The organism is Microcoleus sp. Pol11C3, from assembly GCF_036701485.1.
Classification (GTDB): domain Bacteria; phylum Cyanobacteriota; class Cyanobacteriia; order Cyanobacteriales; family Microcoleaceae; genus Microcoleus.
In genome coordinates, this window is the sequence record NZ_JAUBQW010000093.1 from 1 (window position 1) to 26,182 (window position 26,182).

Consider the following 26,182-nt stretch of genomic DNA (forward strand, 5'->3'; position numbering starts at 1 on the left):
GATTTAACCACTCAAAAACATTAAACATTTTAGCACTTGATTAGATAAAGTTATCACCACAAGTTCTGAAGAGCCTTATAAAGAGCTTTTAAGCCCACTTATCATTCATCTTACTGAACCACGTTGGCGAGAAGTGTTTTTGCTAGTGGCTGAGATGTTGATGCCTGCCGATGAGCTGTTACGGTTGATAAAAGAATCTATTGATAGGTTACTAGAAAATCAGATTTTTCAGGATTTTCTTCAATGGTTAGATGAGAAATCTACTCAGGTTAAAGAAGTTGAAAATGTTCGGTATAAATTAGCAAGTATTCGAGCTGTTTACTTTGACCTGGCTTTAGAACTGAATGATGGCAATTACTTTTATACCGAATACTTTGAGAAGACACTCGCTTACGCTATCGACCCCGCTATTAACGACAACCTCGACTCTGCACTCGACCTCGACTTTAAACTATACCAGGCTTTACGCTTTGAGAATTTCTATAACACTTTTTGGTATAGTATTCCCTCCTCGTTAAACCTACCCTTAGACCTTGACTTAGCTAATAATCACCTCAACTTTCTTATTCATAGCACCCCAAACCCCGAATTACAGTATAAATTGCAAGAGCTTAAAGACTGTATTGTTGAGCCAGAAGCTGATTTTGAGCGCCGCCAGCAAAGATGGAAAGTTCACCGTTTCACTTGGATGAAGCAATTAAGAGATATGATGATAAAGTATCGTAATATTGGTCATAACTGGCTGTTTAACAAGGAGCAAATAAAACTACTCAAGCAGTATTATGAAGCTAATAAACTACTTTGGGAATGTCTAGCTATTAGCAATGTCTCCGTAGAAGTCCGATCGCACATCGAAGACAACCTATTTTACCCCTTGATTCCTCGCTCCCCTAGCAAAAACAGGGGAAAAGATGCTCAAGCTGACGGGGTTGTCACTCCGTCAGAGCCAAGTCTCAATTTCCCGATGCCCGATGCCCGATGCCCGATGCCCGATTCCTACATTTCCTGCATCAGCCGCAAATAATTCTGCCGCATCTGCGTCATATTTTCCATCATTCTATTAGCCATATCTTTCTCAACATCGCTCATTTGCTGCCAAAATAAAGCCGATCGCCTCGCCATAATTGCTTCTTCCCATAGCATCTCCAAAAGTTGCGCCGCCATTGGGTTTTCAGCATCGATAATCCCACACAATTGCTCGAAGGCGCGGTTGGCTTCGGTGTGAGTGCTAACATCCTGAACCAGGGTTAGGCATTTCTTGAGTTGGACGATCGGGTTTTCAGAAGAGTAAGCCATAATTTCACTAAGATAAGCGACAAAATTTACACTGATACCTTTGACATTACTAGAGTTGTGACACAGCCGTAGAGTTCCCTACATACCACCGCCAAGGCAAATCAATTCCTTGAGAAATCCCGATCCGCGTAGTTTGCACAAAATTTATTGTACCCTCCTCCACAGCTTGCTGAAAGTGCTCGCTCCGGTGTTCCAAGCGCAGCGGTTGGCCTGCACCCAAGGGAAAACCGCTTAAAGTTCGATCAATTTCAAGTACCTTACACAGTTTCCCAGGCCCGGCGGCGAGGCGCGATCGCTTCTTATCGGGAATTCCAGCGAACCCCTTGGGAACTACATCTACCTGCAAAGCTCGAATCAGTACAGCACTAGCAACTCCCTCTGCATCCGTCACCACGTTAAAACAGTGATACATCCCATAGATTAAGTAAACGTAGCTCATACCCGGAGGCCCGAACATCACCTCATTGCGAGAAGTGCGCTTTCGGTAAGCGTGACAAGCCGGATCTCCTGGGCCGTAAGCTTCGGTTTCGACAATCATTCCCCGAATTGTCTCGCCGTCAGGAAACTGCCGCACCAGAGTACAGCCCAGCAAATCTGGCGCTACGCTGGTAGATGGCCGCGCCAGCCAAAAAGATTCTACAATCTGAGTATTTGCACTCACTCAACAACAGCAGGTAAATTATGGACGTTAAGTTAGTTTTAGCAGTCTTGACAGCAGTTTTCACCGTTTGCTGTCTGTTCTTCGGTACAAAAAACGGATTTTACGATACTGACAAGTATCACGGTAACGGTTCTGCTCACTAATTTTAGGCGTGCAGTTAGTTGCTTTAAAAAACCGCTGCCTGTTGGTCAGGCAGCGGTTTTCTTTCTATTTAATCGATTTAAACAGTATTTGCTAGTCTTACTAAGGATGAATTTTGCCATTTGGCATTTGAGCTTCTTGGAAGCTAGCATTCGAGAAGTCAGCGCATCCCATGAGGTTAAAACGCATTGTCGCTCCTCGATCCGTTGCTTTCATATTGAAACCAACTACTGCATTTTCTGGGTTATTCTGTTCTGGAACAGCGATGACATTAAAATCCATATTTGCTTCTTTTTCCTTAGCCTCAAGGTTGAAAGTGATGCCAGCACAGCCCAAATCAGCTCCCGTCAGGTTGGCTCTATTTAAGTTGGCATTTTTGAGGTTGGCATTGGCCAATTTTGCACCTGATAAGTTAGCACCTTCTAGGTTGGCTCCCTGCAAGTTGACTCCTTGCAAGTCTAATCCTTTTAGGTTAGCATTGCTGAAATTGCATTCGGGACACTGTTTTGTTTGCAGCAATTCCTTGACTTGGTTTTGTTGATTTGAAAAATTTAGATATTTTACCGCAGTAAATACAACTGCGATGGACAATCCAGCAGTAAATAAATTCTTTAATTTCATAAATATCCGAAAAGCTTCGGGGGCTTTCTATCGCGGTTAATAGATTTCTACAATAGTGCGATCGACCTCTCCAGAATTCCCACGAAAAAATTGCAGGCATCTCCGACAAGCAGTCAGGCGCAATTAAACACCGCCAGACTTATAAATCCCGCCCCCTTTCCTTGGCCAGTGCTGCTTTGAGCTTCGGACTCGTCCCTTCCGTCTGCTTAACTTTGCTTTGAGCAGTCCACAAACGGAATTTATTGTTACCCGAAGGCGCGCATTGGCATATACCTGCGGACTGAAATAAAAGAAACTTTATTTATATCCCTGGAAAGAGGAAATTTTCCAGAAACTTGAGGATAATTAATATACAAACGCAATACTGTAGCTGCGCTGTTAAGTTCTCAGCAACTACTTTTTTTCAAAATTGCTTTGAGAAATTAATTTACTTACAAAACTGTTGGCAGCAGCTCAGGTTCCTCAACCTCGCCAGAACACACCACCTATAATCCCGACAATTCGGAGCGGCAATGAACACAATCAAATCCGAACCCAAAAGATCGCGCTTCATGGCTCTGCTGCTGACAACGCTGCTGACCTTTCCGTTTATGAGTGCTTGCGGTTCTAGCCAGCAAAATTCCGCTCCCCCGCCTCCTGTTGACAACACTCGCGCTGGAGGAGTACAAACTAATCGCCGCCCCACTCCTACGCCACAAGCGAAAAAAGGACTGAATAATGCTCAAAAAGTAGGGATTACTTTAGTCGGAGCCGCCGCCCTTTACTACCTCTACCGCCAGCACCAAAACAAGCAAGAACAAGCAAAAGGACCGCAGGGAAAATATTACCTTTCCAAAAACGGTCGCGTTTACTACCGCGATGCCCAGAATCGCCCTCACTACGTAACGCCCCCGCCTGAAGGAATTAAAGTTCCGGAGTCCGAAGCAGCGCGTTACCGCGAATTCCAGGGGTACAACAACCAAAATACCGGTCGTGACCTTACTAGCTTGCCGGAAGCGACAGCTCCAGTTCCGGCACAGTAGCGTAACCATTTGCGATTTTAGATGGCCAGTTCCGTGATTTTGAATTAAATCTAGGATTCCCAATCTAAAACAGTCGTTTTTCAACACATAAAAAAGAGGAACTTTATCATGGTAGACGGATTTTTGCGGAAGTTAAAAGATGCGATCGTCGGGCCAGACAGCGAGCAAGTCGATCCTGACGGCAATTACGAAGATGCCTCAAATCCCGGACAGTTCGGCAACGTGACCCCTGCCAGCGAAGACCCCTACGGCGACCCGGCAGACTACGCGGATGCGGGACAGTTCGGCAACGTGACCCCTGCCAGCGAAGACCCCTACGGCGACCCGGCAGACTCGTACGTAGCGGATGCGGGACAGTTCGGCGACGTGAGTCCGGCGAGCGAAGACCCCTACGGCGACCCGGCAGATGAAGAAGGCTTTAGTTAACTCAGTTGGCTATAAAAATTACCTGGTAAGCAACAGCACCCCTACGGGGGTGTTTTTTTTGTCAGTTCTTTGGCTAGTTATCAAAAATGGAGAGGGTGGGATATCTATTTTTCGGTGAGATACTTTGCTAGCTCAGAAATTTCACCGGCGCGCTGCCAGTCGGCTTGTCCGCGTCGCACTTTTGTTCGAGCTGTGATTTTCTGAACTTCCCATAGTTGTAATCTGGTATACGGCCCCTCGGCTTCACCGGATCGAAATACATACCATTCGCAAATTTCGGGAGCCGCTTGTCTGGCAGGTTTCACTCGTTGTTCTACTGGGTTGGAAGTCGGTGAGGTGGATTTCTGATTCATTTTCAGTAGCCACACACCCATGAAACCAAATAGACCAAGCACCCCTGCCCCAACGCCAAACATTACAACGGGAGAAGTCGGACTATATTTCTCCGGTACGGGCGTAGTTGGAGAAGGTGTCGGAGATGGAGTTGATGTTGTGTCGTAGCTGCGGTTCCTGGGGTAATAGCGATCGCCGCTGCGAGTCCTTTTCCCTTTTTTTGCAGCTTCAACTGGAACAGAAATTGCTGTGGCAGCCAAAGCTCCACCTAAGAACAGCAGCATTTTTCGGCGTGGCATTTTAGTAGAATGATTCATGTTCTGAGAAGTGATAGGGGTATCAATATTTTCTCAGAACGCCAGACCAAGCGAATATCACAAAACCCTTAGCGCGAAAATTGAGCGGAAAACGGCTTTTCTTGATATGTGATTAACCTAAAATCCTTTGCAGACAAGGAAATTTTTTCAACGGAGAGGGTGGGATTTGAACCCACGGAACCTTGCGGTTCACCTGATTTCAAGTCAGGCGCATTCGACCACTCTGCCACCTCTCCGGGCGCATACATTAATTTATCATACCAGCAATTGTCTCTAACTACAAATAGCCGCAGATTCAGCGCCCCGATAAAGAATTTGTTCTAAGGCCACCGCGAAATCTGCCCCCAGCCAAACTAGAGACACTTCCGACACTGCTCCATTTTCCAGCAGGACGATCGAGAAATTCCGCAGTTTCGAGCACTCTCTCTCGACAATTCGCGGTACGCTGGCCGCATTCAAATAAACGGTACCCTCCGCACTCACCTCCAGCGACCTCCGCAACTCCTGCTTCGTGTGCCGCAGTTTGTGGTGCATATGACCAAAAGTTACCAGCGGTATGTGCTTTCCTGTGGTACGAGTTCGATCGATCGCCTCCGCAAAATCCGGATCGCCCCAATCCCCACCCAGCGGCTTCCAATCTCGCCCGCAGGGGTCTTCAGGAGCCTCTCCCAACCCCGTCGGGCCCGTGTGACCCAAAAAAATCACATTTTCGCAATCGGCATCCGCCGCAGCTTCTGCAATGCGTCGCGCTGACTCTTCAAAACTCTCTACCCCAAACCACTCCGAGTAAAAATCCCCGTACTTCCACTCCGAGCCACCCCAAGTAAACGGGCGGCTTCCCACCACAGTTACGCCCAATTCAGGAAAATCCCGTTTCCCGTAACCGACGTGAGCTTCTCCCATTAAATCTAACTGCTGTTTTACCCAATTTTCTTGAGTGCGATCGTAAGGGCACTGACTGCGGCCCCACTCCGTCGCCGTGTACCAAGCATCGTGGTTCCCAAAAACCGCTGCTTTCGGAATGTCCAATTGGGCGATCGCCCGCACCACCTCCACCGACTCATTGCCAAAATCCCCCACAAACAGCACCAAATCAACCCCCAGATGCTTCAGGGCCTCGCCGTCTTCAGGTTCCCAGCGATCGTGAACATCCCCCACCACCGCAATTTTGATAGATTTAGCTTTGTTCATTTCATTTGTTATGTGCGATCGATCCCTAGCCCCTTCTTACTCAGCATAAGAAACAGCGACCAATTTTTGCACTCTCCCGCAGCATATTTTGGATTTTAGATTGGAGATTTTAGATTGGCTCCACTGAACAGCCAGCACTTTTTGGTGAATTCAACTATAATTCAAAATACACTTTAGCTGTCTTCGCCACCTTCCCCGGAATATTCTAACTGTGTTTACCACCGCACCTGCTCCGAACTTTACTCAAACCCGACTGCCCCACGACTTGTTTGCAGCAATTAACGCCCTCAAACAAGAGTTAAACGCCGTCATTCTCGCCCACTACTACCAAGACTCCGATATTCAAGACATCGCAGACTTCATTGGCGACTCCCTAGAACTTGCCCGCAAAGCCGCCAACACCAGCGCCGATGTCATAGTTTTTGCCGGAGTTCATTTCATGGCCGAAACCGCAAAAATTCTCAATCCCGACAAATTAGTATTGTTGCCAGACTTAAATGCTGGGTGTTCCCTCGCCGACAGTTGCCCTCCCGAAGCCTTTGCAGCTTTCAAAGCCGATCGACCAGGACATTTGGTAATTTCCTACATTAATTGTACCGCCGCCATTAAGGCAATGAGCGATATAATTTGCACCAGTTCTAACGCGGTTAAAATTGTCAACCAAATTCCCGAAAATCAGCCGATAATTTTTGGGCCCGATCGCAATCTTGGCCGCTACGTCATGGAACAAACCGGCAGAAACATGGAGATTTGGCAAGGAGCTTGCATCGTCCACGAAAACTTCTCAGAAAAAAAGATAGTTCAACTCAAAATCGAAAATCCCGAAGCCGAAATAATTGCCCACCCAGAATGCGAACCTCCCGTGCTGCGCCACGCCAATTATATCGGCTCCACCACTGCTTTGCTCAAATATTCTCAATCCAGTTCCAGCCAAGCTTTTATTGTCGCGACTGAACCGGGAATCATTCACCAAATGCAAAAGCAAGCTCCGCACAAACGATTCATCCCGGCTCCTTCAACCAATAATAACTGCGCTTGCAACGAATGCCCGCACATGAGATTAAATACATTGGAAAAATTGTATCTATCCCTAAAAAATCAAACCCCTGAAATTACCATGCCCCAAGAGCTGCAACTAGCCGCCTTGAAACCAATCCAGCGAATGCTAGAAATGAGCTAACCGTCAATCACTAATTTTCGGTTAACCTATTTTAGGGTAAATTGGGTGCGACGATTAACTTAAGTCACCAACAAACAAATATTAAACCGCGCCCAACCCACCACTATTAGACTGGCATTGCACTCAATCGCAGACAATCTACAAATTATCTGCGTTTATCTGTGTTTATCTGCTTAAAATCTGCGGTTGAGCGGCTCGCTCGAAGATTTATGCAAGAACTATTATCTAAAATCTCAAATGGTATGATTCCAGAAAAACTGATTGTTTTCACCCGCTATCCCGAACCGGGAACAACCAAAACTCGACTAATTCCGGTGCTGGGAAAAACAGGCGCTGCCAATCTTCACCGCTTGATGGCCCAAAAGGCGATCGCCCGCGCGCGCGCTCTCCAAAACTCCCGTCAATTATCAGTAGAAATTCATTACACAGGCGGCAGCCCACAACAGATGCAAGACTGGTTGGGAACCGATGTTATTTATCAAAATCAAACAGACGGCGATTTGGGCGCAAGAATGACAGCAGCGTTTCAAAAGTCTTTTAATTCAGGGGTTGAGAAAACTGCAATTATCGGCACTGATTGTCCTGGTTTGAAAGCAGAAATCATGGCACAAGCTTTTGAGGAACTGAGCCAGCACGATTTAGTTTTGGGCCCGGCAAAAGACGGAGGTTATTATCTGATCGGGCTGCGGCGAGCGATACCGGAATTGTTCGGGGGCATTCACTGGGGAACCAGTGAAGTATTTGCTTGTACGCGGGCGATCGCCCAAAAGCTAGACCTCAATATTGCTTATCTTCCCACTCTTGCAGATATCGATCTACCAGAAGACCTCCTCGGTTTAGATATTAATATATTGAAATAACTAAAGTCTATTTAAGGTGTTTCAAACATTAGTAACTATCATATTTTAATTATATAAAACTACTTGATTCTGAAACCAGAAGGTCATAATATAGTAATTGTATTTGTCTAACCAAATGCTGAATATCAGTAGTGGTTAGACAGCGCTTGGGACAATAGTCCCAGGCGCGAGAAAAAGCCAAAAATTAGCAAATAAATGAGCAACTAACAGCTCTGCTTTGTAGGAAACCCGCCCTGCCAGATGAAAGCCCAATATAGGCGCGGGCCCGGCGTAAAAAATTAGCAACTAACAGCTCTGTTTTGTACAAAACTAGCCCTCCCATCTTAAGACCCAATGTAGGGGCGAGCTCGGCGTAAAAAATTGGCTAAATAACAGATAAGCTTTGTACAAAACCCGCCCTCTCTCACGGGCTGCTTAATTCTGTATGTCGCCAGAAAATCCCTATCTCAAAATTTCCATTATCATTCCAGTCTTAAACGAAGCACCTACAATTGCCCCAGTCATCTCCACCGCCCTTGAGGCCAAAAATGTCGAAATAATTGTCGCCGACGGCGGCAGCAGCGACGGTACAGCAGATATAGCAAAATCTTTGGGCGTCCGAGTTATCTCCTCCGCCCCAGCCCGCGCCACCCAAATGAATGCAGGTGCCGCCGCTGCTACTGGAGATATCCTGCTGTTTCTCCACGGAGACACTCTTTTGCCTCGCGGGTACGACTCTTGCGCGCGTCGGGTACTAGCTAACCCGTCTGCTGTAGCAGGCGCCTTTGAACTCAAGATTGACGCCCGCAGGCTCTGTCTGCGGCTGGTAGAGACAGGGGTAAACTGGCGATCGAACTTTCTCCAAATGCCCTACGGCGACCAAGCCATTTTCCTCCAAGCAGCTACCTTTGACAAAATCGGCGGTTTTCCCGACTTGCCCCTCATGGAAGACTTTGAATTCGTGCGCCGGTTGAAAAAACAAGGCCGCATTGAAATCGTACCCCAGCCTGTGCTGACCTCCGCCCGTCGCTGGCATCAGCTTGGGATCATCAAAACCACCGCCATTAATCAAATAGTAATCATCGCTTATTTCCTGGGAGTGTCGCCCGATCGACTCGCTTTCTGGTATAAGAGGCAAAAGAAAAATTCTTCCAAAAACTAAAGAATAGTGAACTTTTCTAAAGCTCGCCGTTAATTATGTAAATAGGAAACACCTCCCTGCGTAAAATATGACTTGAACGCCTCAACTTTATTAAACTGCGAGGACAAACAGAATATGGCCGATCCCAGAGATGCAGAGCTTATTAAACCCTTTAACGGCGACCCCTTCACGGGTCATCTAGCAACTCCCATCAGTGCTTCTGATTTCACAAAAGCATTCATTGGGAACTTGCCCGCTTACCGCAAAGGACTCTCGCCCCTAATTCGAGGCCTAGAAATCGGTTTGGCACATGGTTATTTCCTCGTCGGCCCCGAAATCGTCTTCGGACCCCTGCGGGATTATCCAGAAGCAGCTAATCTCGGGGGATTGTATACAGCCCTCGTCTTAGTTCTGCTGGGCACACTAGGTATGTCTGCTTACGGTTTAGTCTCTTTCAAACAAGACAACACCAGCTACCCTAGCGCTAATCCCATGACCCCTGATTCCCTCAGAAATGCTGAGGGGTGGAGCCAGCTTACCGGGGGTTTCTTCATTGGTGGAATGGGTGGTGTCTTTGTTGCCTACTTCTTACTCGAAAACTTTAACGGCGTTGATGCCATTTTCCGGGGTTTAGTCAACAATTAGACTCGACTCCCAAATATCCCTGTTGGAACACACTAACTTTAGTTTGGAGAATTTGATATGACAGGTTCCTACGCTGCCTCTTTCTTGCCTTGGATTTTGATTCCCCTAATTACCTGGGTGATGCCGGTTGTGGTAATGGGTTTGTTGTTTATCTACATTGAAAGCGACGCCTGATCCTTACCCCTAAAGTAGGACCTAAGTTGGAAAGCCCAAGTAAGACGATTGACGAACAATTGTTCTGACATTTCTAGATAAATCTAGGGAAAATCAGCAAAAATTGTTTTGAGATTGCTGGCTATCAGAAAACTTAGTTTCTTTACCCCATCCCCAGAATTTATCTGTGGAGCAATCTTTCAGTTTTCTTCCTTCAAAACTCGTAATTGCAAAAAAATCCTCTGTCGGCAGGCAGAGGATTTTTTTGCAAAGAAGACAAATCATCCTCTCAGAGCACACAAATTGCCAAATTCTAAGCCACAATTGTTATGGAAACCTACTAATGAGGAGACAGCGATGCAATTTCCCCCCGCACGCCGAATCTTAGCTCCATTTCTGATCTCGGTACTTCTGCTGGTGACCGCCTGCGGTCAAACCCAAGCCCCCTCCCGCTGGGACAAAGCTCAGCAGGAAAGCACCCAAAAAGGTGCTAAAGCCAAGCAGACAACGGCTGACAAATCAAGTGCTACTAATCAAAACCTTCCCAAGAAGGCAGTTGCAGGCGGTAAATTAAATAAATACTTCCCGGCTTCTGGTAGTGGATTCGATCGCGTCTTCGCTCAAGAAAAATCCGGTTTTGCTGAAGCTAAGCTGAACAAAGGCGGTAAAAATGTCGCGATGCTCTCGATTAACGACCTCGCCGGCAACCCCTCGGCAAGTGCAAAATTTAAGCAAAGTACCAAGCAAATCAGCGGCTATCCCGCTGTTAATCAGGGTGCTAATATCACTGCTGTTTTAGTGGCCAATCGCTATCAGGTGAAAGTTCAATCCCGCAGTCCCTCTTTTACCGCTAGCGAGCGCGAAGCTTGGCTGTCAAAATTTAACCTCGGCGGTCTCGCCCGCCTCAAGTAGCAATCTCTTTTGTCAAACTCCGCGGCCGACTCCAGTCTGGCGCTATTAGAACTAAGTCTGCCAGAATAAGACGGTGAAGTTCTTGCCATCTGCCAAAAGTAATACCTTTGATTCCCGTTCCAGCAAAAGGAGTTTTTTGTGAGCAAAACAGTCTTTGAATTAGTCGATACACTGCCTAAAGACAACATGACTGTCAAAGCCCTACGAGCGCTTGACTTTGTGGTTCCCGGTGAGTGGAACAATTTAGTGGGCTTTGAAAATACCATTCGCACCGTTACTGGCGAAACTGACGAAGAACTGATTCAGCAAATTGGCGATCGCGCCATCTACCTCTACAACGATAAATCTGAGGGCTACCAGCGCGCTCTCTGGCTCTACCAAACGATCGACAGTGCCTCTAGCGCCCTCGGTACCGCAGCCCTAGCTAACAAAGTCGCCCAAAATGTGCCGTTTTTGTCCATGCTTGGCAATCTCACCCCCAAGCCTGAAAAAGCTCAAACGATCGACCTTTCTCTGAAGTTAGTCACTGAGTTACTCGCTTTTTGCCAAATCAACGGCCTTCCCGGCGACAGCATCGGCGATTTTGCCGGATCTTTGGGCGACTACGGCGGCGAATCCCTGATGCGGATGGCTGCTTTGGTTTGTTTCGATGGTTTGATTCCTTTGGGCCCTGACTTTATCCTCGCCACTCAGTCTTGGATTCAAAAGCTCTCCCCCAGCGATTTGCAAGATAATCAGGCCTTCAAGTCGATCGGCGGCATGATTCCTGGGGGTTCTCCCGCAGGCCAACTCGGCTTTATCGGCGAAAGCTTTAACTCGGTTTCTGGCTGGATGAGCTCTTTTGTGAGCGATCGAGGTTTGACTCCCCAAAACGTACTCGGCCACTTGCAGAGTTTTGTGGAAATTTCTGCTGACAAGGTGGACTACGTGGGCGCATTCCTCGACATGACTACCAACTACTACGAACACACTGGTGTTCAAACTCTCGCCCGCCGTTTGATTGAACGAGCTGTCGCTGAGATTTAGAATAACCAAAGGAGTTGTGATGTTTGCGGGCGATCGCCCTCTGAGAGTGTTTTGAGTTCAAATTTTTTGGAAGGAGCAATTCTCTCTCGGTTGGTTTTCGATAAACAGTGTGCGCGATCAAAAAAGTCGATCGCCCGCTTGCTCAACTCACAACTCCTGACCGATTACTATTTAACAGGAAGCGTTAATGTCAGAAGAACCGAAAAATCCTACCGCTGGCGAATCCGAAACCCCCACGGCTTCGATCGAGAACGCCCCGAGTTCCGACGAACCCGAGACAAGCGACTTTCCCAGCACTGACAAGCCTCAGTCCGCTGCTAAAAAGCCCAAAGAACCGAAAAATCCTACCGCTGGCGAATCGGAAACTCCCAGTGCTTCGATCGAGAACGCTCCGAGTTCCGACGAACCCGAGACAAGCGACTTCCCCAGCACTGACAAGCCTGCGGCGGCTGCTAAAAAGCCCGCAGCCAAGGCCGAAGGCGACAAGCCCCCAGCTAAAGCTAAAAAGGAAAAAGCACCTGCTGTTGAAGACAAGCCTTTTGCGGAATTTATTCAACAAGATTATTTGCCCGCTTTGCAAACTGCTTTGACTAAGCAGGGCGTTAAGGATTTAGAGGTGAGTTTGGCAAAGCAAAAACTCCCTGTTGCGGGCATGAGTTCCGCCGGGGATTGCTGGCAGGTAATTGGGAAATTCCAGGAAGGTCAGCGCCAATTTAACCTATATTTTCCTCAAGAAAATATTCAAAGTCAAAGGGCGTTTTCCTGCGCTGAAAATAATACCAAAACAAGCACTTTAGAGCCTTTTTTGATAGATGAGCGCAAGGTAACACTAGACCTCATGGTGTTTGGAGTAGTCCAGCGACTTAACGCTCAAAAATGGCTAAATCTTAATTAGTCAGTAGTGATTAGTCATTAGTTATTAGTCCTTAGTGGCTGGTCTTCGGGCACTTACTAAGGAGTGTCAGGGCGGGTTAATTGTCATATAAACTTTACCCCTCGCCCCCTCTTTTTGCCCCGACTGACTCACAAGTGAGAAGTCATAGCTAATGACTAATGACTATTGACTAAGGACAGATTTTCTTCGGATTTTGTCAAAAAATTGCGAGCTTGCATAATCCCGTAAAGGTTAACATCTGTTTCTAACAAACAAGCATGACCGCTGTTAGCCAGCAGCACCATTTCAGCTTTGGGAATTACCTTGACTAAAAGCTTCCCTTCTACTAGGGAAGGCAGCAGCCGATCGGCACCGCTAGCAATTACGAGCGTCGGCTGTTTGATGCCACGCAACTGATTTTCGTCAACATTAAACGATCGCACTAACGCCAATCTCCAAACAGACGTGTTTTGCGGTACCGCTTGCATCGCTTCTAGCAAAGCGCGGCGATCGTCGCGCCCAATCTTTCCTAATGATGCTAATATCGGCAATAAACCGATTACTGAGAGCGGATAAAGGTTTGCCGGCAGCCACTGAGTCAGGTACGATCCCCACTGCACCCAAGGCTGCTGTCGGAATGAAGAAGCTGGATTGACTAAAATTAATCGATCGCACAATTGAGGAGCTTCTAAAACAGTTTTCATCGCTAAACAGCCCCCAAATGACTCGCCGCACAGATAAATCGGCCGCTTCGGCTTTCCGGCTTGCTTTTCTGCTTCAATTAAGGCAATTGTTTCGCTAACAAGTACCTCCCAACTAGCCATGTCGTCAGCCGGTACAGTTAAGCAGCGAATGTCGAAATGATTTGCTAATTTAGAAATTTGCGGCCGCAGCAGCAAACCGCTGCCATCCATACCGGGCAGAAATACAAATAAGGGGCGATCTGGTTTCGGCGGTTTGGGGGTTAGGAAACGAACCTTGTTGTTAGCATTTGCCATGATTCAAGTCAGTCGATTTTAGATTTTAGATTTTAGATTTTAGATGGGAAATCTGACACCCGCCCATAGTCACCAGTCAACAGCCAACAAACTTACAAACAACCTCGTTGGAGTAATTCTGCAATTTCCCCCTGACAGTGCTCGGTGAGTTCAGCCACAACTGCTTTGGCTTTTTTGCCTTGATATTGCTGCTGTCTCTCGACAGTAATCCAGTAAGGCCGGCCGATTAAAACATTAACTCGCTGATAAATTATCACAGGATGCCACCCAGATCGATCGAACAACGGTTCCGAAGGATCAAACAAACTCAACAACTTGAGCGGTACACCCGATCGTACCGAGTGTTCATCAAAAGAACTAATCGCCACCGGCAAAACCGCCAAATCCCGCACCGGAGCCCGCAAAGCCAAATGAGCAAATCCCCGCTGAAACTTCCCCACAGTATTCGGGTGAGTAAGCTTCACCATCGGTTCTGCACCCTCTGGAAACACCCCCACCATCTCCCCGCCTTGCAGCAGCGCTGTCGCTTGAGAGAAAAAATGCTGCTGTCGGTGTTCCGGTGCTTCCAAGGGGAAAGCGCCGAAAGTCGTGACAACTTCCCTAATCACCGGGACTTGACCCATGTAATGATGACAAGCAAAGCGGATCGATCGACCCAAAGCCGCCGTCAGCAGCACAGGATCTAAGAAACTGCGGTGATTGCTCACCACCAGCACCGGACTCTCTTGAGGAATCCGGTCTTCGCGGTACAGAAACATCTGCGTTCCCAAACCAGCCAGGAAACAGCGCGAAATCAGCAATTTGCTCTCTGAAGACATGGGCGAAAAGACAGGTGCGACGCTATAAAGGTTGATTCCATTCTCATGCAGCTTAACATTTCTTTACCAAGTCGGGGCTCTCTCAAAAAGTAGACTTTCCCCTTATGCCTTTGTTTCGTAATCCTGGAGGCACGGGCGGCCATCACCTTGGTTATTTCGCGCGTTTACTTCTAGTGGGCCCACCAAAACAGTAAAAAGCTCGGTTTCTAGGCCTCAGAGTGCGATCGCGAACTGTTTGGGCAGAAATCCCCTCTCATAAGCAAAAATTTATCAAGTGTTGTGGCAACTTATATAAAGAATGTTTAAAACAGCGCCAAAACCAAGTTGCGACAGCTAAACTTAGAAATTTACAGTGGGCATTTACTCACTGTCAAAGTATTTTTGGACAAGTCGTAATAGCAATCTCGCGAGGCATCAAATGAATAACATCCAAAACTATCGCCTTAAATGTACCCTCACCTTTGGCGACATTTACGGTCAAATCATTGTTTGGCTGATAGTCATCTTCCTAAGTCTAGCGTCGGCACTGGCCTTGTGGAGTAGCGCCCGCCAAATCTACGCCTTGGCTACCGTCGGCTTGATTTTAGTGCTGTCTCTGCCCTTCTTGCTGTTTGCTTTTGTTACAACTCTGCTAAATAACATTGAAGTGCTTGCTGTAGAACCCGGTACGGAACCTCAACCTTCTGCAACGGGAAATCAGTCCAATCAGCAGCCTATCGAAAGCGCCGGCTAGTCCAATTTGAAATTTTAACTTTTGATTTTCCATTCAAATCAAAAGTTAAAAAACTTCCCGCTCTTTTGGTAGGAAGTTTTTTTTTGCGTCACCATAAGTTGAGCAGAACACTCAAAATAATTCAAAAAAATGCTAGAACACGACGTAATCATTGTAGGCGGCGGTTTAGCAGGTTGCCGCGCGGCAGTAGAAATTGCTCGGACTGACCCCAGTTTAAATGTAGCTGTCGTCGCCAAAACTCACCCGATTCGATCGCACTCCGTCGCAGCCCAAGGCGGCATGGCCTCCAGCCTGCAAAATGTCGATCCCGAAGACAGTTGGAAAGCCCACGCCTTCGACACAGTAAAAGGTTCAGACTATTTAGCCGACCAAGACGCGGTAGAAATCCTCACCCGGGAAGCCCCCGGTGTAGTCATAGATTTAGAACACATGGGAGTCCTCTTCTCCCGCCTCCCAGACGGCAGAATTGCCCAGCGCGCTTTCGGCGGACATTCCCACCGTCGCACCTGCTACGCCGCCGACAAAACTGGTCACGCCATCCTCCACGAATTAGTCAACAATCTGCGCCGGTGCGGAGTTCACATCTATCAGGAGTGGTATGTCACGCGCCTGATTTTGGAAGAAGGCCAAGCCAAGGGGGTAGTTATGTACCGCCTTCTAGACGGTCAAATTGAGGTTGTCCGTGCTAAGGCGGTGATGTTTGCTACGGGGGGTTACGGCCGAGTTTACAATACCACGTCGAACGATTACGCCTCGACGGGAGACGGTTTGGCGATGACGGCTTTAGCTGGATTGCCGCTGGAAGATATGGAATTCGTACAGTTTCACCCGACTGGTTTGTATCCCGTGGGAGTGCTGATTTCCGAGGCTGTGCGGGGCGAAGGCGCTTATTTGATTAATTCAGAGGGCGATCGATTTATGGCGAATTATGCCCCGTCGCGGATGGAATTAGCGCCCAGAGATATCACTTCGCGGTCAATTTCCATAGAAATTCGCGCCGGCCGAGGAATTAATGTTGATGGTAGTGCAGGCGGCCCCTTTATCTACCTCGATTTGCGACACATGGGACGCGAAAAAATTATGAGCAAAATTCCTTTTGCTTGGGAAGAAGCCCACCGTTTGTTAGGAATTGATGCCGTAAATCAGCCAATGCCCGTGCGCCCTACCGTTCACTATTCAATGGGGGGAATTCCTACTAATGTTAGCGGGCAAGTTCGCAGCAGTCCTGAGGGTTTGGTGGACGGTTTCTTTGCAGCGGGAGAAGCAGCTTGCGTGTCAGTTCACGGCGCCAACCGTTTGGGCAGCAATTCGCTGTTGGAATGCGTCGTTTACGGCAAAGTTACTGGCGCAACCATAGCACAATTCGTACAAAACCGCAAGTTACCTGCTGTAGACGAACAGCGTTATATTAAGGAAGCCAGCGAGCAAATTCAGGCACTTTTAGAACGTCCGGGAAAATACCGCATCAATCAAGTGCGGCAACAGTATCAAGATACTATGACTGAGTATTGTGGTGTATTTCGTAGCGCCGAATTGATGCAGGAAGGTTTAAAAAAATTGGAGGATTTAGAGCGACAATATGAGGATGTTTACTTAGACGATAAAGGCAAGTTGTGGAATACGGAAATTGTGGAAGCTTTGGAGTTGCGGAGTTTAATAATTGTTGGGAAAATGATTTTAACTTCTGCTTTGAACCGGCAGGAAAGTCGGGGAGCTCATTCGCGGGAAGATTTTACAGAGCGCGATGATGGGAATTTTTTGAAGCATACGCTGGCGTATTATTCGCCTGCGGGGATTGATTTGGCTTATATGCCGGTGGCGATTACGATGTTTGAGCCACAGGAGAGGAAGTATTAATTTGTAGGTGGGCAATGCCAGCCCTGTTAAGGTTGTGAAGAAATCCCTAAAACACTTAAAATTGCCTAGGGGGCGATCGTTAAATGTTCTTCTGTTAACAGGTGATCAGCAATAAACCTAGTTTATTGCCGATCGCCACAGCCTAGAATGACGGAAATCATTCGAGCGCACCTTGACAGGACTCGCTGGCAATGCCTACCTTAGCAATTTAATCGAATCAGTTAAAATTAAACTTTGCGGATGCTCCTGAAAATTTTCCACAAAAGTACCGTCTGAGTCTGGTAATTGAGTGTGGTCTGGAAAAGCAGGAGGTAGAACAACGCGGTTAACGCTAGTAGTCATAATTCCCTCCCTGGTCTTACATAATTGGTAATTAGTAATTGGTAGTCGGTCAATACTCCGGACAGTTTTTGAGACAGAGGCTGAAACCCTCATTCTACCGTTAGCATTTGACCTCACTGAGAAGGCTGAAACCCGCATTCTGCCGTTAGTGATTGAAAACTGTCCGGACTATTGGTCGGTAACAGGACGCTGGGCGCGAGGGCTTAGAAACCCGGTTTCTTCATGTATCTGTCGTCGTTCAACCAAGATTTATCGTAGAAACCGGGTTTCTTTTCCTAAGTCCTGCGTAATGAAGAAGAAAGCGAATAGTTTTGATTTTAAACGATTAAGTTTTTAACTTCAAACTCTTTCACTGACCACTCAAAACTCTTTTACTTAAAACTTTCCTTAAGGTTTGGGTAGCGCACCTTCAGGACTAGGAGAAGCAGTCGGTTTGGGAGTAGCCGCAGCCGCAGGAGAAGGCGAAGGAGTGCCACTAGCTAACTGATTAATTTGGTCTTTATAGTTAGGAGGAGCTAACTCAGTAGCTCGATCGAATAGCGTTTTTGCCTCATCTGTTTTGCCCTGTTCCTTCAGCACGATCGCCTTTCCTAAAGTCGGGCGAAAATCTTTGGGATTAGTCTTAGCAGATTCGTCGTAAATGGCGATCGCCTCCTCGTAGCGCTTCTGCACAGCATAAACCTGTCCCAAAATCAATTGCACCGAAGTTACATCAACACTTCCCGGTTTTGCCTGATTGGCAGCCGGGGCCGCTTTCAGCGTATCTTGCAGCAGTCCGATCGCAGCTTCGGGCCGCTGCTGCACCAGCAACAAATTCACCAACCCCTGCAAAGCCTTAATTTCCCCAGGCTTAGACGCTAAAATTGACCTGTAAGCTTGAGCAGCCCCTTCGCGATCGCCCGTGCGTTCCTTAGCCTGAGCCAGCAAAATCCCGTATTCCGTAGTCTCAGGATTCAGCGAAGCCAACTTTTCCAAAGGAGCGATCGCATCCTTAATGTCCCCCACTCCTTGCCCGATCAACTCCAGTCGTACCTGCAACAATCCCCGCAAAGCCGTTACGTTGTCAGGTTCCCGCTGCAAAACCAATTCGTACCCCCTTGCCTGAGCTTGCAGCAACTCTGATTGCTTCTCCCCAGACTGCGCGCTCTGAGTAGGCGTTGGAGTTGACCGACTTTGCGCTTGGCTGGCCTTGAGAATACTGTCCAAAATTGGAACGAGAGAAAATCCCAAAAAAGCGATGAGCGACAGCACCACCACCACAGTAATCAACCCACGACGCTTGTTTGCTTTTTCCATAATTCAACTATCCCAGCTTAAAATCTACTATTTTCTAAGAATTAAGGCATCACCAGGCGGCATCTGCCATTTAGCTCGATCGGTGCAACCGTAAAGGTTTTTAACTTCAAAGTCCGAACGGACAAAGCAGCCTTTTACTTGCAGCTAATATGGTAACAGACCCACAACTCCATGCTAGCTAAACAATTTTGGACACTCAGACCCGCAGCCCCAAGGACTGCGGTGTCTGTCCAATTTAGTCTGGTCAAGCTAAAAATTACCGAAAATATGGCGGATCAGGCCGTTAGGTAATTGGATTAAGTAAAATAGGCAAGCTGAATATCCTAAATGCTATTAGCCAGCAACTCCAGATCAGCGCGATCGGCGATCGATCAATCAGCAACTCCCAAAGTCCTTGCTCGCAAGGATTTTAGCAGCCAGCTAACCGATCGGCACTCGTAGCGTTGAAAGTTGGCGTTGACGGGTCACAACCAGACCTCCGGGCGCAAGCCCCAAGTCAGGTGCTAGTAGTTTTTAAAGCAGTTTCTTCAGTTTATTCCTAATTTCCCTTAAGGGATGTGTCTCCGCTGCAAGGAGTTTTTATGAACCCCTCTCCCAACCGGTCTTCCAAATCGTCCAAATCTACTTCAACTCGCAAGGATCAGCCCAGCGAACTGGCCGTCAATCCGCCTAAAGATACAGATTCCATTCCTGAGACACCAGACGAAAGTTCGGTGCCTTCGGCGTTGGCTGCACCTATTGACCAAAATCAACCGGCAACGCCAACAGACGCCCTAGCGTCCAAGGATAGGCTGCAACGACCACGCTACAGTTCTGCCCTCGACAAGGACAAAACAAAGCCACAAGACCAGCCCAGCAATGCTCCTGCACCCGCGGCGCCTGCAGCGTCTTCGACACCTGTCAGCGATACTCCAGCCCTAGCAGTCGCACCGCCCGCAAACGCCGACCCTGCCACTAACGAAAGTCAAGCCGCTGAGGACATACCCTCCGTCATGCGCCAACATCCCATTCCCCCGCCGAGCGAACCCAGACAGTACCGAGCTGTTGGTTTGGTGCGGGGCCGCTACACGCAATCAGAAGAGCAATTCACCCGGGGTATGCTGATAGCTGCCGACGGAACTGCCATCGACGCAGTTTTGCTGGGTAGAGTCATGAGTTTAGTCAAAAATCACCTGGATCTGGAACAAGAACACTTGTGGGTGGTCTATCCCCGCACCAGGCAAGAAGACGGCAACTTGCACGCTCAGATTATGGGAGTTTGGGAGCCGGAAACGCTCAAGAAACCTCCCGAACCGTCCTCTGATGAGGAAAATCAGGAAGCAGCGGAGATTGAGACTAGCGACGAAGCATCGACCACATCTTTGTCGCCCTCGGAACCTGATGTTGAAGATGGCTATTTTTCGATTAGAGGTGAGGTGATTTATCAATCCCAAGACCAAGAAAAGTATGTCATCGTCAAAATCAAGCAAGCTCCCCGCAAGAATGACGACAAGATGAAGTTTTTTAAACTGAAACTCAAGGGAGATTTAGCAACAAAAGCGATCGGGTTTTTTTGGGATTTCCACGTCAAATTGAAAGCTGACAGTCTGATGATTGAGCAGGCTAATAATATTGGCGCCCTGCCGATTAAGAAGCGGAAATTCCCCCCTGGCAGCAAGCCGCCCGGTGGCTTCAAAGGAGGAGGGAAGCGTTCGTTTACTCCTAGGCCCAGCGGTGACGGTACTCCAGTAGGGCGTCCTAACATCAAGTCTGCAGCAGCAGCAGCACCGCCTGTCCCCAAGGAACCTCTTCCTAAGCCTGTTAAGAAGCCTAAGCCGATCGAGGAATGAACCAATTTTAGATTTGAGATTTTAGATTAGTGTGTCCAAGACTAATTTACAACCGCTAAATCGCCAATCTAAAATCCTTTATTCGAGCCGGACTTGTGCGCCCCACAAATCTTGCGGGAGAAATACTCTGTCAGTGGGTAGGGGAGCAACTGGGGCCGTGAGGGTAAATTGACCGGCTTCAATTTGCTGCTTCAATTCCAATGCTACTTGCCGGGAGAGAAACATACTCGCAAGGGGGGCGGCCCGCACAGGTTTGCCCTCTATCAGGATGCGACCAGTCTTTAATTGAGCATAGCTGACTAAACCGAAGGTGGGACGAACGCGCCGGGGGATAGAGAAATCTACCACCGGCGCTACTATTTTTTTGTCGGATACTGCACAGTTGGCGACGACTGTTTCGTTTAAGACGGGAAAGGGGATGCCAACTCCCAGCATCAGGGATGGGCCGTAGTTTTTGAAGTAGCAGCCGCGCACCCATTTCGAGTTCATCTGTTTCGCGTCGCCGATGAGTGCAAGGGTGGCGGCCGGGCCGATGGGGGTGCGGTTGGGCTGGCGTTTTTGCAGCGGGAAGTGCTGGGTTCCTTCCCAGGTGATGTAGCCCTGAGCGCCTCCTAGGAAGATGCGGGTGCCGATGCCGATGAGTTGGAGGTCGGGGTCGTTTAGCAGGGGAGACATGGCTCCCAGGCTCGAATAGACTGCGTTGCCGAGGTTTGGTTGCAGGGGGCCGAGGTAGGTGAAGAGCGGGCGATCGCCCCCGTTGACTCCAACAATAAAGTTTTGATATGCGTTGCGGGGATTGAATAAATAAAACTGGTTGATGGTATCGCGGGTAATCGTGGTTTCAAAGGAGGCGCGGGGGTAGCAGTCTGTTACTTGTCCGAGGGCGCGCAATTGTACGGGTTTGCCTGCTATTAAGTCTTCGATGACGTGTCCGCCACCCCGTTCGCGCGATTCTTCGCCGTCTTCGGCTACTTGGGTGGCTCCTAGGTACAGGTCTACTGCCCCGAAGCCCGAGTAGGCTAAAACGCCGTCCAGCCAACATTGACGGATTTTTATCGGCGGGTCGGTATGGCCGAGGTTGATGATTGCACCGGAGGATTCCATCGGCTCGAAGGTGCCGGTGGTAATCACATCGACTTCTTTGGCTGCTTGGGTAATGCTGGTTTCTTGAACTCTAGTTTTGAGTTCTTCGATTGTCCAGACTGTGGCTTTGCCTTGGCTGATTTTATCGTTAATTTCGTCGATCGATCGCATAAGACTATTTTAGATTTTAGATTTTAGATTTTAGTGTGATGGAATGTTCATCGAGCAAATGCAGTTTTGGCGATCGACCTCGGTTTGAAATGAAAGCAATAAATTCTAACGGATATTAAGGATAATATCATAATAAGACTTAAGCTAAAAAACCCGGTTTCTACGAAAATATTGGGTTTGGTCACGATCGATATGGTCAGAAACCTGGTTTCTGAGGATGATTACGTAAGCCCTACATAAATAAAATAAGGAGCGATTGCCATGACTCAAGCCCTATTAAAACCAGTCACGTTTGATGAATTTATTGACTGGTATCCTGAAATTTCTGAAAACAGTTACGAACTGCACAATGGAGCTATTGTTCAGAAGCCTAAAGCAACCGGAGAACATTCAGAAGTAGCCGGCTTCCTCTGCCTGAAGCTAGGGATTGAAATCGAGAGGCTAGGGTTGCCCTACTTCGTTCCCAAAGAATGCGTTGTCAAAGCTGATAATGAGTTATCGGGTTACGAACCGGATGCGATCGTTTTGGACAGGCAAGGGACGGACAGCGAACCGAGATGAAAAAAGGAATCTATCATTACAATGGGTAGTTCTGTCCGGCTAATTGTCGAAGTTGTTAGTACCAATTGGCGGGATGATTACGGCTACAAATTGGTTGACTACGAAGCTTTGGGCATTTCTGAATACTGGATTGCGGACTATTTGGGACTTGGCGGGCGACGCTATATTGGCAATCCTAAACAACCTACTTTTTCTGTTTACCAGTTGATTGACGGTGAGTATCAAGTCAGTCTGTTTCGGGGTAGTGATAGGGTTGTGTCGCCCACATTTGGGCAGTTAAATTTGAGTGTTCAAAAAATTTTTACCGGCGGCAGAGATACGGTAGAAAATGCGAGGCTTGAAGATAGTTAGTTGAGGGTGTTCTTACCACAAATTTCCTAATTTTGTAGTGAATACTTCTGTCCTATAACTAGGAATTAATCAGGAGTGAAGTTATTATGAACCTTAACTATTGATTGTCAGGAGCCTTATTTTCAGCCGGATCGGAGATGTCGGGTTTATGTTCTGGTAAATATTTTTCGGGCAGGCTTTCGGCGAGTCCTATAGATTCATGTTCTTCATGGATGGCAGAATCGATTGCTGCTAAGGTTTTAGGGCTGGCACTCCACTGGTTTAGAATATCTTTAATTAGGGCTTCCCTAATCCAAACTTGAGCTACAACGGTGAGGGGGAGAGCTAGCAATAAACCTAAAAATCCAAAGAAGGTGGCAAAGAATACTTGAGCTATTAATGTTACCGCAGGCAGCAGTGATACCTGCTGTGCCATGACGTAGGGGGTGAGGACGTTGCTTTCAAACTGTTGAATTAGGAAGTAAAGGATTAGGACAAAACCGGATTTTAAGGGAGAATCTAAAAGTGCGATCGTCATGGGCGGGATGACGCTCAGAGTGGGACCTATATTGGGAATTAGGTTAAGAAACCCGGCTACTACAGCGTGAGCTAGCGGTAGGGGAACTTGCAAAACCGACAGACCAATTAAGCTCAGAAAAGCAATCACACTCATGCTAATGAGAGCGCCGATGACCCATCGACCGAGAGCTATTTCGCATTCATCTAAGATGCCATCGACTCGTCGCCGATAAAAAGAGGGAAATAGTTGGATGAATGCTTTGCGGTAAGATGGAGGTTCTGCTAATGTCATCAAGGTCAAAGCTATGACGAGCAAAAAGCTGAGAATAACGCCTAATGTATTGCCGACAAAGGCTCCTGCACCCCCCACGAGTTGATTGAATAAAGGTTGCAGTTGTTGCATGATGTCGTTAACATCAAGATTTGGCAGCCGCTGACCGAATTGTCCTGAAAAGCGAGCTTCGATTTGATCGATCCACTCATTTAATTTCGCTATTCCTTGAGGGGCTCTTTGGGTAAGTTGTTGAAACTGTTGGGCAAAGGGTGGTACAATGATTAGGAATAATCCTACAAAAATGAGGACTAAGAAGCTAACTGATAAAAGTACGGCGATCGCTCTTTTGAGTCCGAATTTTTGCAAGTAGCGTGCTAGTCTGTTTAAGGCTGTGGCTAAGACGACGGCAGCAAACAGCAGCAGTAGGGCCTGCCTGATTTGCCACAGGATGTAACAAGATGCGATGAGGGCTAATAAACCCATCCACTGTCCTAGCTTCATTAGATTTTAGATTTGAGATTTTAGATTGAGTAATAGGGTATTGGGAATTGCTGCTTGCTAATTGCTCAGCAGCCCAGAAGCGATGAATCGCATCTCTACAAGATACCTTAGATGCGCGCGATCGCATCTTTAATCAGATATGCCTACTAAGACTTCAACATAAGCAGCCTCCTCAATTTCCTTTGGCAAACACCTGCTGCGCCGTCAGGTTCAATTCTGGGAAAGTTGGGGACTCAATAACCTCGCCCCCTCGGAACTGTTTGACTTGGTATTCCCCATCAATTAGTTGGTAAACCGAAAAAGTTGGTTGCTTGGGGTTGCCAATAAAACGTCTGCCACCCAATCCTAGATAGTCAATAATCCAATATTCTTGAATACCCATTGACTCATATGCCTCAAGCTTTAAGGCGTAATCATCCCCCCAATTAGTGCTAGTTACCTCGACGATTAGAGTGACTGATGAACCCATTGTGATAATAGATGATTTCTCCCATCGCGGCTCGTTTCCAATGATTTGTTCGTTGAGTACAATAATATCTGGTTCATATCCTGATTCCTCGCCCATGGGTTTGATAACGCATTCTTTGGGGATGAAGTAGGGCAAATTGAGACGCTCAATCTCTATTCCGACTTTCAGTGCGGTAAAACCGGCGACTTTAGAATGTTTGCCTGTTGCTTTTGGCATTTCAACAATCTCTCCATTGTGCAGTTCGTAGTGGTGTTCTGAGTTCTCAGGATACCAGTCAATGAATTGATCGAATGTTACTAATTCAGGTATGATTTGAATCATGGTGAGTGCCTTAACTTTAGGTTTTGATCAGCGGTACGGGGAATTAAGATTTGGGCAAAAACACAGTCTTTAGACCAAGTAGCGATCGCACTTTTTGATTGTGTCTCTACTGCTGCTGTTGGCGCGATCGCCAGCCGAGGATAGCTGCTAGGATGATACTGGGGGAAAAGACGGCGATGAGGGCGTTGAGGTCGGTAGAAGGTATGGATAAGCTAGGGCCTACGTACTTGATGGCAAGGGAGAGGGCGGCGGAGAGGGAGAATACTTTGAGGATGGGGCTGATGTTGGTGTTCATGGAGCTGGTAGTTGGTTGTATAATTAGGGATTGAGATTATTATGGCAAGTTTGTGCTAAGCCAGTAAGTAATAGAAGATTAGGAGAGGGGCAAGATTGAGAGCCAAGTACCAAACCTTTGTTTTTTTGCCAGATAGCCGATTTTAACTAAACTTACAATTAAGTTACATCCCGTTAAAACACGATCTATGACCTACACCACACCCAAATTACTTAGCTTTGAGGAGTTTATCGCCCAATATGGGGATAATACACGCTATGAACTAATTGACGGAGAACTCAGAGACATGGAACCTACTGGCCCTCACGAAGCTGTTGCCGGGAGTATTGCGGGTAGAATCTATGTCGAAATTTTTCGGGATAATTTCAACTAGTTGGTGCCAAAAACTTGTTTGCTCAAACCTCTATATGCTGAAGCCACAGCGCTGCGCCCTGACGTAGTTGTTTTAGATAAAGCAGAACTTAGTCAAGAACCACTTTGGCAAAAAGAACCAGTTATTTGTAACGGTACTACCATTAAGCTTGTTGCTGAAGTAGTCAGCACTAATAGGCAAGATGATTATGCAAGAAAAGTCGAAGAATATGCTTTTTTGAATATCCCCGAATATTGGATTGTGGACTTTCGTGGCTTGGGTGGTTGGCAATTTATCGGCAATCCAAAGCAACCGACTTTCACGGTCTAACAGTTAGTTAATGGTGTATACCAGCAGCAACAATATCGCTTGGGAGATACTATTTATTCTTACCTGTTTCCAAATTTACAACTGAGACTCGACGACATTATGCCGACTTGAAAGTCTGGTATCTCTCTTTGGTGGCCAGGGCGGTGTTTTCCATCTATCGCTTAACACTTTTTAACAGGAAAGAGGCGATGAATGTTCAGGGTAAGCTCATCTAATTTGGTATAAATTGTACTTGACAAAAAGCTGCCAATAGGCTCTATATAGGTGCACCGAAGTCAAACCTATAATCAAGTTTGAATCTTAACAAAGTCAATCAAGTTGAAAC

27 protein-coding genes, 1 tRNA gene and 3 pseudogenes are annotated in these 26,182 nt (G+C 47.3%); 17 read left to right on the forward strand and 14 right to left on the reverse strand.

The features are described from left to right. Nucleotides 1–160 precede the first annotated feature (160 nt). Nucleotides 161–1,024: an NACHT C-terminal helical domain 2-containing protein gene (locus QUA40_RS19580; protein WP_333128821.1), complete on the forward strand. Its 864-nt coding sequence runs from the start codon at nt 161–163 to the stop codon at nt 1,022–1,024. On the opposite strand, the gene QUA40_RS19585 is transcribed toward QUA40_RS19580, so the two are convergent. Further along, nucleotides 997–1,296, reverse strand: coding sequence for a hypothetical protein (locus QUA40_RS19585; protein WP_333027404.1), 300 nt, complete (start codon nt 1,294–1,296; stop codon nt 997–999). The two genes, QUA40_RS19580 and QUA40_RS19585, sit on opposite strands and share 28 nt — an antisense overlap. A 49-nt stretch (nt 1,297–1,345) precedes the next feature. Next, nucleotides 1,346–1,957, reverse strand: a complete 612-nt coding sequence (locus tag QUA40_RS19590; RefSeq protein WP_333128823.1) for a DNA-3-methyladenine glycosylase — start codon at nt 1,955–1,957, stop codon at nt 1,346–1,348. A gap of 20 nt (nt 1,958–1,977) precedes the next feature. On the opposite strand from QUA40_RS19590, the gene QUA40_RS19595 reads away from it, so the two are divergent. Next, nucleotides 1,978–2,100, forward strand: coding sequence for a hypothetical protein (locus QUA40_RS19595; RefSeq protein ID WP_006633228.1), 123 nt, complete (start codon nt 1,978–1,980; stop codon nt 2,098–2,100). Nucleotides 2,101–2,200: 100 nt separating this feature from the next. On the opposite strand, the gene QUA40_RS19600 is transcribed toward QUA40_RS19595, so the two are convergent. Beyond that, nucleotides 2,201–2,719 carry a pentapeptide repeat-containing protein gene (locus QUA40_RS19600; RefSeq protein ID WP_333128824.1) on the reverse strand — a complete coding sequence of 173 codons (519 nt, stop codon included), beginning with the start codon at nt 2,717–2,719 and terminating at the stop codon, nt 2,201–2,203. 512 nt (nt 2,720–3,231) lie between these two features. Between QUA40_RS19600 and QUA40_RS19605 the strand changes: the two genes are divergently transcribed. Continuing rightward, a complete protein-coding gene (locus QUA40_RS19605) occupies nt 3,232–3,741 on the forward strand; it encodes a hypothetical protein (RefSeq protein WP_333128826.1) in 510 nt (169 codons plus the stop codon). A 108-nt stretch (nt 3,742–3,849) separates the two neighbouring features. Then, nucleotides 3,850–4,167, forward strand: coding sequence for a translation initiation factor (locus tag QUA40_RS19610; RefSeq protein WP_333128828.1), 318 nt, complete (start codon nt 3,850–3,852; stop codon nt 4,165–4,167). A 104-nt stretch (nt 4,168–4,271) separates the two neighbouring features. Here the strand turns inward: QUA40_RS19610 and QUA40_RS19615 are convergent, their stop codons facing one another. The 3 genes from QUA40_RS19615 to QUA40_RS19625 form a co-directional block, all read right to left on the reverse strand. Then, complete coding sequence (locus tag QUA40_RS19615) at nt 4,272–4,799, reverse strand: DUF4339 domain-containing protein (protein WP_333128830.1); 528 nt, start codon at nt 4,797–4,799, stop codon at nt 4,272–4,274. Nucleotides 4,800–4,968: 169 nt separating this feature from the next. After that, nucleotides 4,969–5,053: transfer RNA gene (locus QUA40_RS19620), tRNA-Ser, on the reverse strand. 37 nt (nt 5,054–5,090) lie between these two features. Continuing rightward, nucleotides 5,091–6,008 (reverse strand): TIGR04168 family protein, encoded by a 918-nt coding sequence (locus QUA40_RS19625; protein WP_333128832.1) that lies wholly within the window; start codon nt 6,006–6,008, stop codon nt 5,091–5,093. 211 nt (nt 6,009–6,219) lie between these two features. Here QUA40_RS19625 and nadA point away from each other — a divergent pair, with 211 nt between their 5' ends. The 8 genes from nadA (at nt 6,220) to QUA40_RS19665 (ending at nt 12,799) form a co-directional block, all read left to right on the forward strand. Then, nucleotides 6,220–7,188: a quinolinate synthase NadA gene (nadA, locus tag QUA40_RS19630; protein WP_333128834.1), complete on the forward strand. Its 969-nt coding sequence runs from the start codon at nt 6,220–6,222 to the stop codon at nt 7,186–7,188. Between the two features lie 242 nt (nt 7,189–7,430). Further along, nucleotides 7,431–8,048 carry a TIGR04282 family arsenosugar biosynthesis glycosyltransferase gene (locus QUA40_RS19635; protein WP_333128836.1) on the forward strand — a complete coding sequence of 206 codons (618 nt, stop codon included), beginning with the start codon at nt 7,431–7,433 and terminating at the stop codon, nt 8,046–8,048. Between the two features lie 424 nt (nt 8,049–8,472). Then, nucleotides 8,473–9,189 carry a TIGR04283 family arsenosugar biosynthesis glycosyltransferase gene (locus QUA40_RS19640; protein ID WP_333128838.1) on the forward strand — a complete coding sequence of 239 codons (717 nt, stop codon included), beginning with the start codon at nt 8,473–8,475 and terminating at the stop codon, nt 9,187–9,189. 114 nt (nt 9,190–9,303) lie between these two features. Further along, the gene (locus QUA40_RS19645; RefSeq protein ID WP_333042100.1) at nt 9,304–9,813 is read left to right on the forward strand and encodes a photosystem I reaction center protein subunit XI; all 510 of its coding nucleotides are present in this window, start codon (nt 9,304–9,306) and stop codon (nt 9,811–9,813) included. 57 nt (nt 9,814–9,870) lie between these two features. Further along, nucleotides 9,871–9,987 (forward strand): photosystem I reaction center subunit VIII, encoded by a 117-nt coding sequence (locus QUA40_RS19650; RefSeq protein ID WP_333042098.1) that lies wholly within the window; start codon nt 9,871–9,873, stop codon nt 9,985–9,987. A 336-nt stretch (nt 9,988–10,323) separates the two neighbouring features. Next, a complete protein-coding gene (locus QUA40_RS19655) occupies nt 10,324–10,878 on the forward strand; it encodes a hypothetical protein (protein WP_333128840.1) in 555 nt (184 codons plus the stop codon). A 138-nt stretch (nt 10,879–11,016) separates the two neighbouring features. Continuing rightward, a complete protein-coding gene (locus QUA40_RS19660) occupies nt 11,017–11,904 on the forward strand; it encodes a hypothetical protein (protein WP_333128842.1) in 888 nt (295 codons plus the stop codon). Nucleotides 11,905–12,091: 187 nt separating this feature from the next. Next, nucleotides 12,092–12,799, forward strand: a complete 708-nt coding sequence (locus QUA40_RS19665) for a DUF2996 domain-containing protein (protein ID WP_333128844.1) — start codon at nt 12,092–12,094, stop codon at nt 12,797–12,799. Between the two features lie 155 nt (nt 12,800–12,954). Here QUA40_RS19665 and QUA40_RS19670 read toward each other — a convergent pair whose 3' ends face one another. After that, a complete protein-coding gene (locus QUA40_RS19670) occupies nt 12,955–13,776 on the reverse strand; it encodes an alpha/beta hydrolase (protein WP_333128846.1) in 822 nt (273 codons plus the stop codon). A gap of 92 nt (nt 13,777–13,868) precedes the next feature. Further along, nucleotides 13,869–14,594 carry a lysophospholipid acyltransferase family protein gene (locus tag QUA40_RS19675; RefSeq protein ID WP_333128848.1) on the reverse strand — a complete coding sequence of 242 codons (726 nt, stop codon included), beginning with the start codon at nt 14,592–14,594 and terminating at the stop codon, nt 13,869–13,871. Nucleotides 14,595–15,012: 418 nt separating this feature from the next. Here QUA40_RS19675 and QUA40_RS19680 point away from each other — a divergent pair, with 418 nt between their 5' ends. Further along, on the forward strand, nt 15,013–15,327 hold the full coding sequence (locus QUA40_RS19680; protein ID WP_333128850.1) for a hypothetical protein: 315 nt from the start codon (nt 15,013–15,015) through the stop codon (nt 15,325–15,327). 129 nt (nt 15,328–15,456) lie between these two features. Next, nucleotides 15,457–17,184 (forward strand): succinate dehydrogenase/fumarate reductase flavoprotein subunit, encoded by a 1,728-nt coding sequence (locus tag QUA40_RS19685; protein WP_333128853.1) that lies wholly within the window; start codon nt 15,457–15,459, stop codon nt 17,182–17,184. 210 nt (nt 17,185–17,394) lie between these two features. Here QUA40_RS19685 and QUA40_RS19690 read toward each other — a convergent pair. Both QUA40_RS19690 and QUA40_RS19695 read right to left on the reverse strand, forming a co-directional pair. Continuing rightward, a pseudogene (locus QUA40_RS19690) lies at nt 17,395–17,526 on the reverse strand (Uma2 family endonuclease); the annotation flags it as partial. A 387-nt stretch (nt 17,527–17,913) separates the two neighbouring features. Continuing rightward, on the reverse strand, nt 17,914–18,822 hold the full coding sequence (locus QUA40_RS19695) for a tetratricopeptide repeat protein (RefSeq protein ID WP_333128854.1): 909 nt from the start codon (nt 18,820–18,822) through the stop codon (nt 17,914–17,916). Nucleotides 18,823–19,403: 581 nt separating this feature from the next. Here QUA40_RS19695 and QUA40_RS19700 point away from each other — a divergent pair. Next, entirely contained in the window at nt 19,404–20,651 is a 1,248-nt protein-coding gene (locus tag QUA40_RS19700; protein ID WP_333128856.1) for a hypothetical protein, read from the forward strand. 78 nt (nt 20,652–20,729) lie between these two features. On the opposite strand, the gene QUA40_RS19705 is transcribed toward QUA40_RS19700, so the two are convergent. After that, entirely contained in the window at nt 20,730–21,905 is a 1,176-nt protein-coding gene (locus QUA40_RS19705; protein ID WP_333128858.1) for a homocysteine biosynthesis protein, read from the reverse strand. Between the two features lie 261 nt (nt 21,906–22,166). Between QUA40_RS19705 and QUA40_RS19710 the strand changes: the two are divergent. After that, a pseudogene (locus QUA40_RS19710) lies at nt 22,167–22,817 on the forward strand (Uma2 family endonuclease). 97 nt (nt 22,818–22,914) lie between these two features. Here QUA40_RS19710 and QUA40_RS19715 read toward each other — a convergent pair. The 3 genes from QUA40_RS19715 to QUA40_RS19725 form a co-directional block, all read right to left on the reverse strand. Then, nucleotides 22,915–24,090: an AI-2E family transporter gene (locus tag QUA40_RS19715; protein ID WP_333128860.1), complete on the reverse strand. Its 1,176-nt coding sequence runs from the start codon at nt 24,088–24,090 to the stop codon at nt 22,915–22,917. A 172-nt stretch (nt 24,091–24,262) separates the two neighbouring features. Continuing rightward, nucleotides 24,263–24,880, reverse strand: coding sequence for a Uma2 family endonuclease (locus QUA40_RS19720; RefSeq protein WP_333128862.1), 618 nt, complete (start codon nt 24,878–24,880; stop codon nt 24,263–24,265). A 106-nt stretch (nt 24,881–24,986) separates the two neighbouring features. Then, a complete protein-coding gene (locus tag QUA40_RS19725; RefSeq protein ID WP_333128864.1) occupies nt 24,987–25,175 on the reverse strand; it encodes a hypothetical protein in 189 nt (62 codons plus the stop codon). 187 nt (nt 25,176–25,362) lie between these two features. Here QUA40_RS19725 and QUA40_RS19730 point away from each other — a divergent pair. Then, nucleotides 25,363–25,968 (forward strand): annotated as a pseudogene (locus QUA40_RS19730) (Uma2 family endonuclease). The last annotated feature ends 214 nt before the right edge of the window (nt 25,969–26,182 follow it).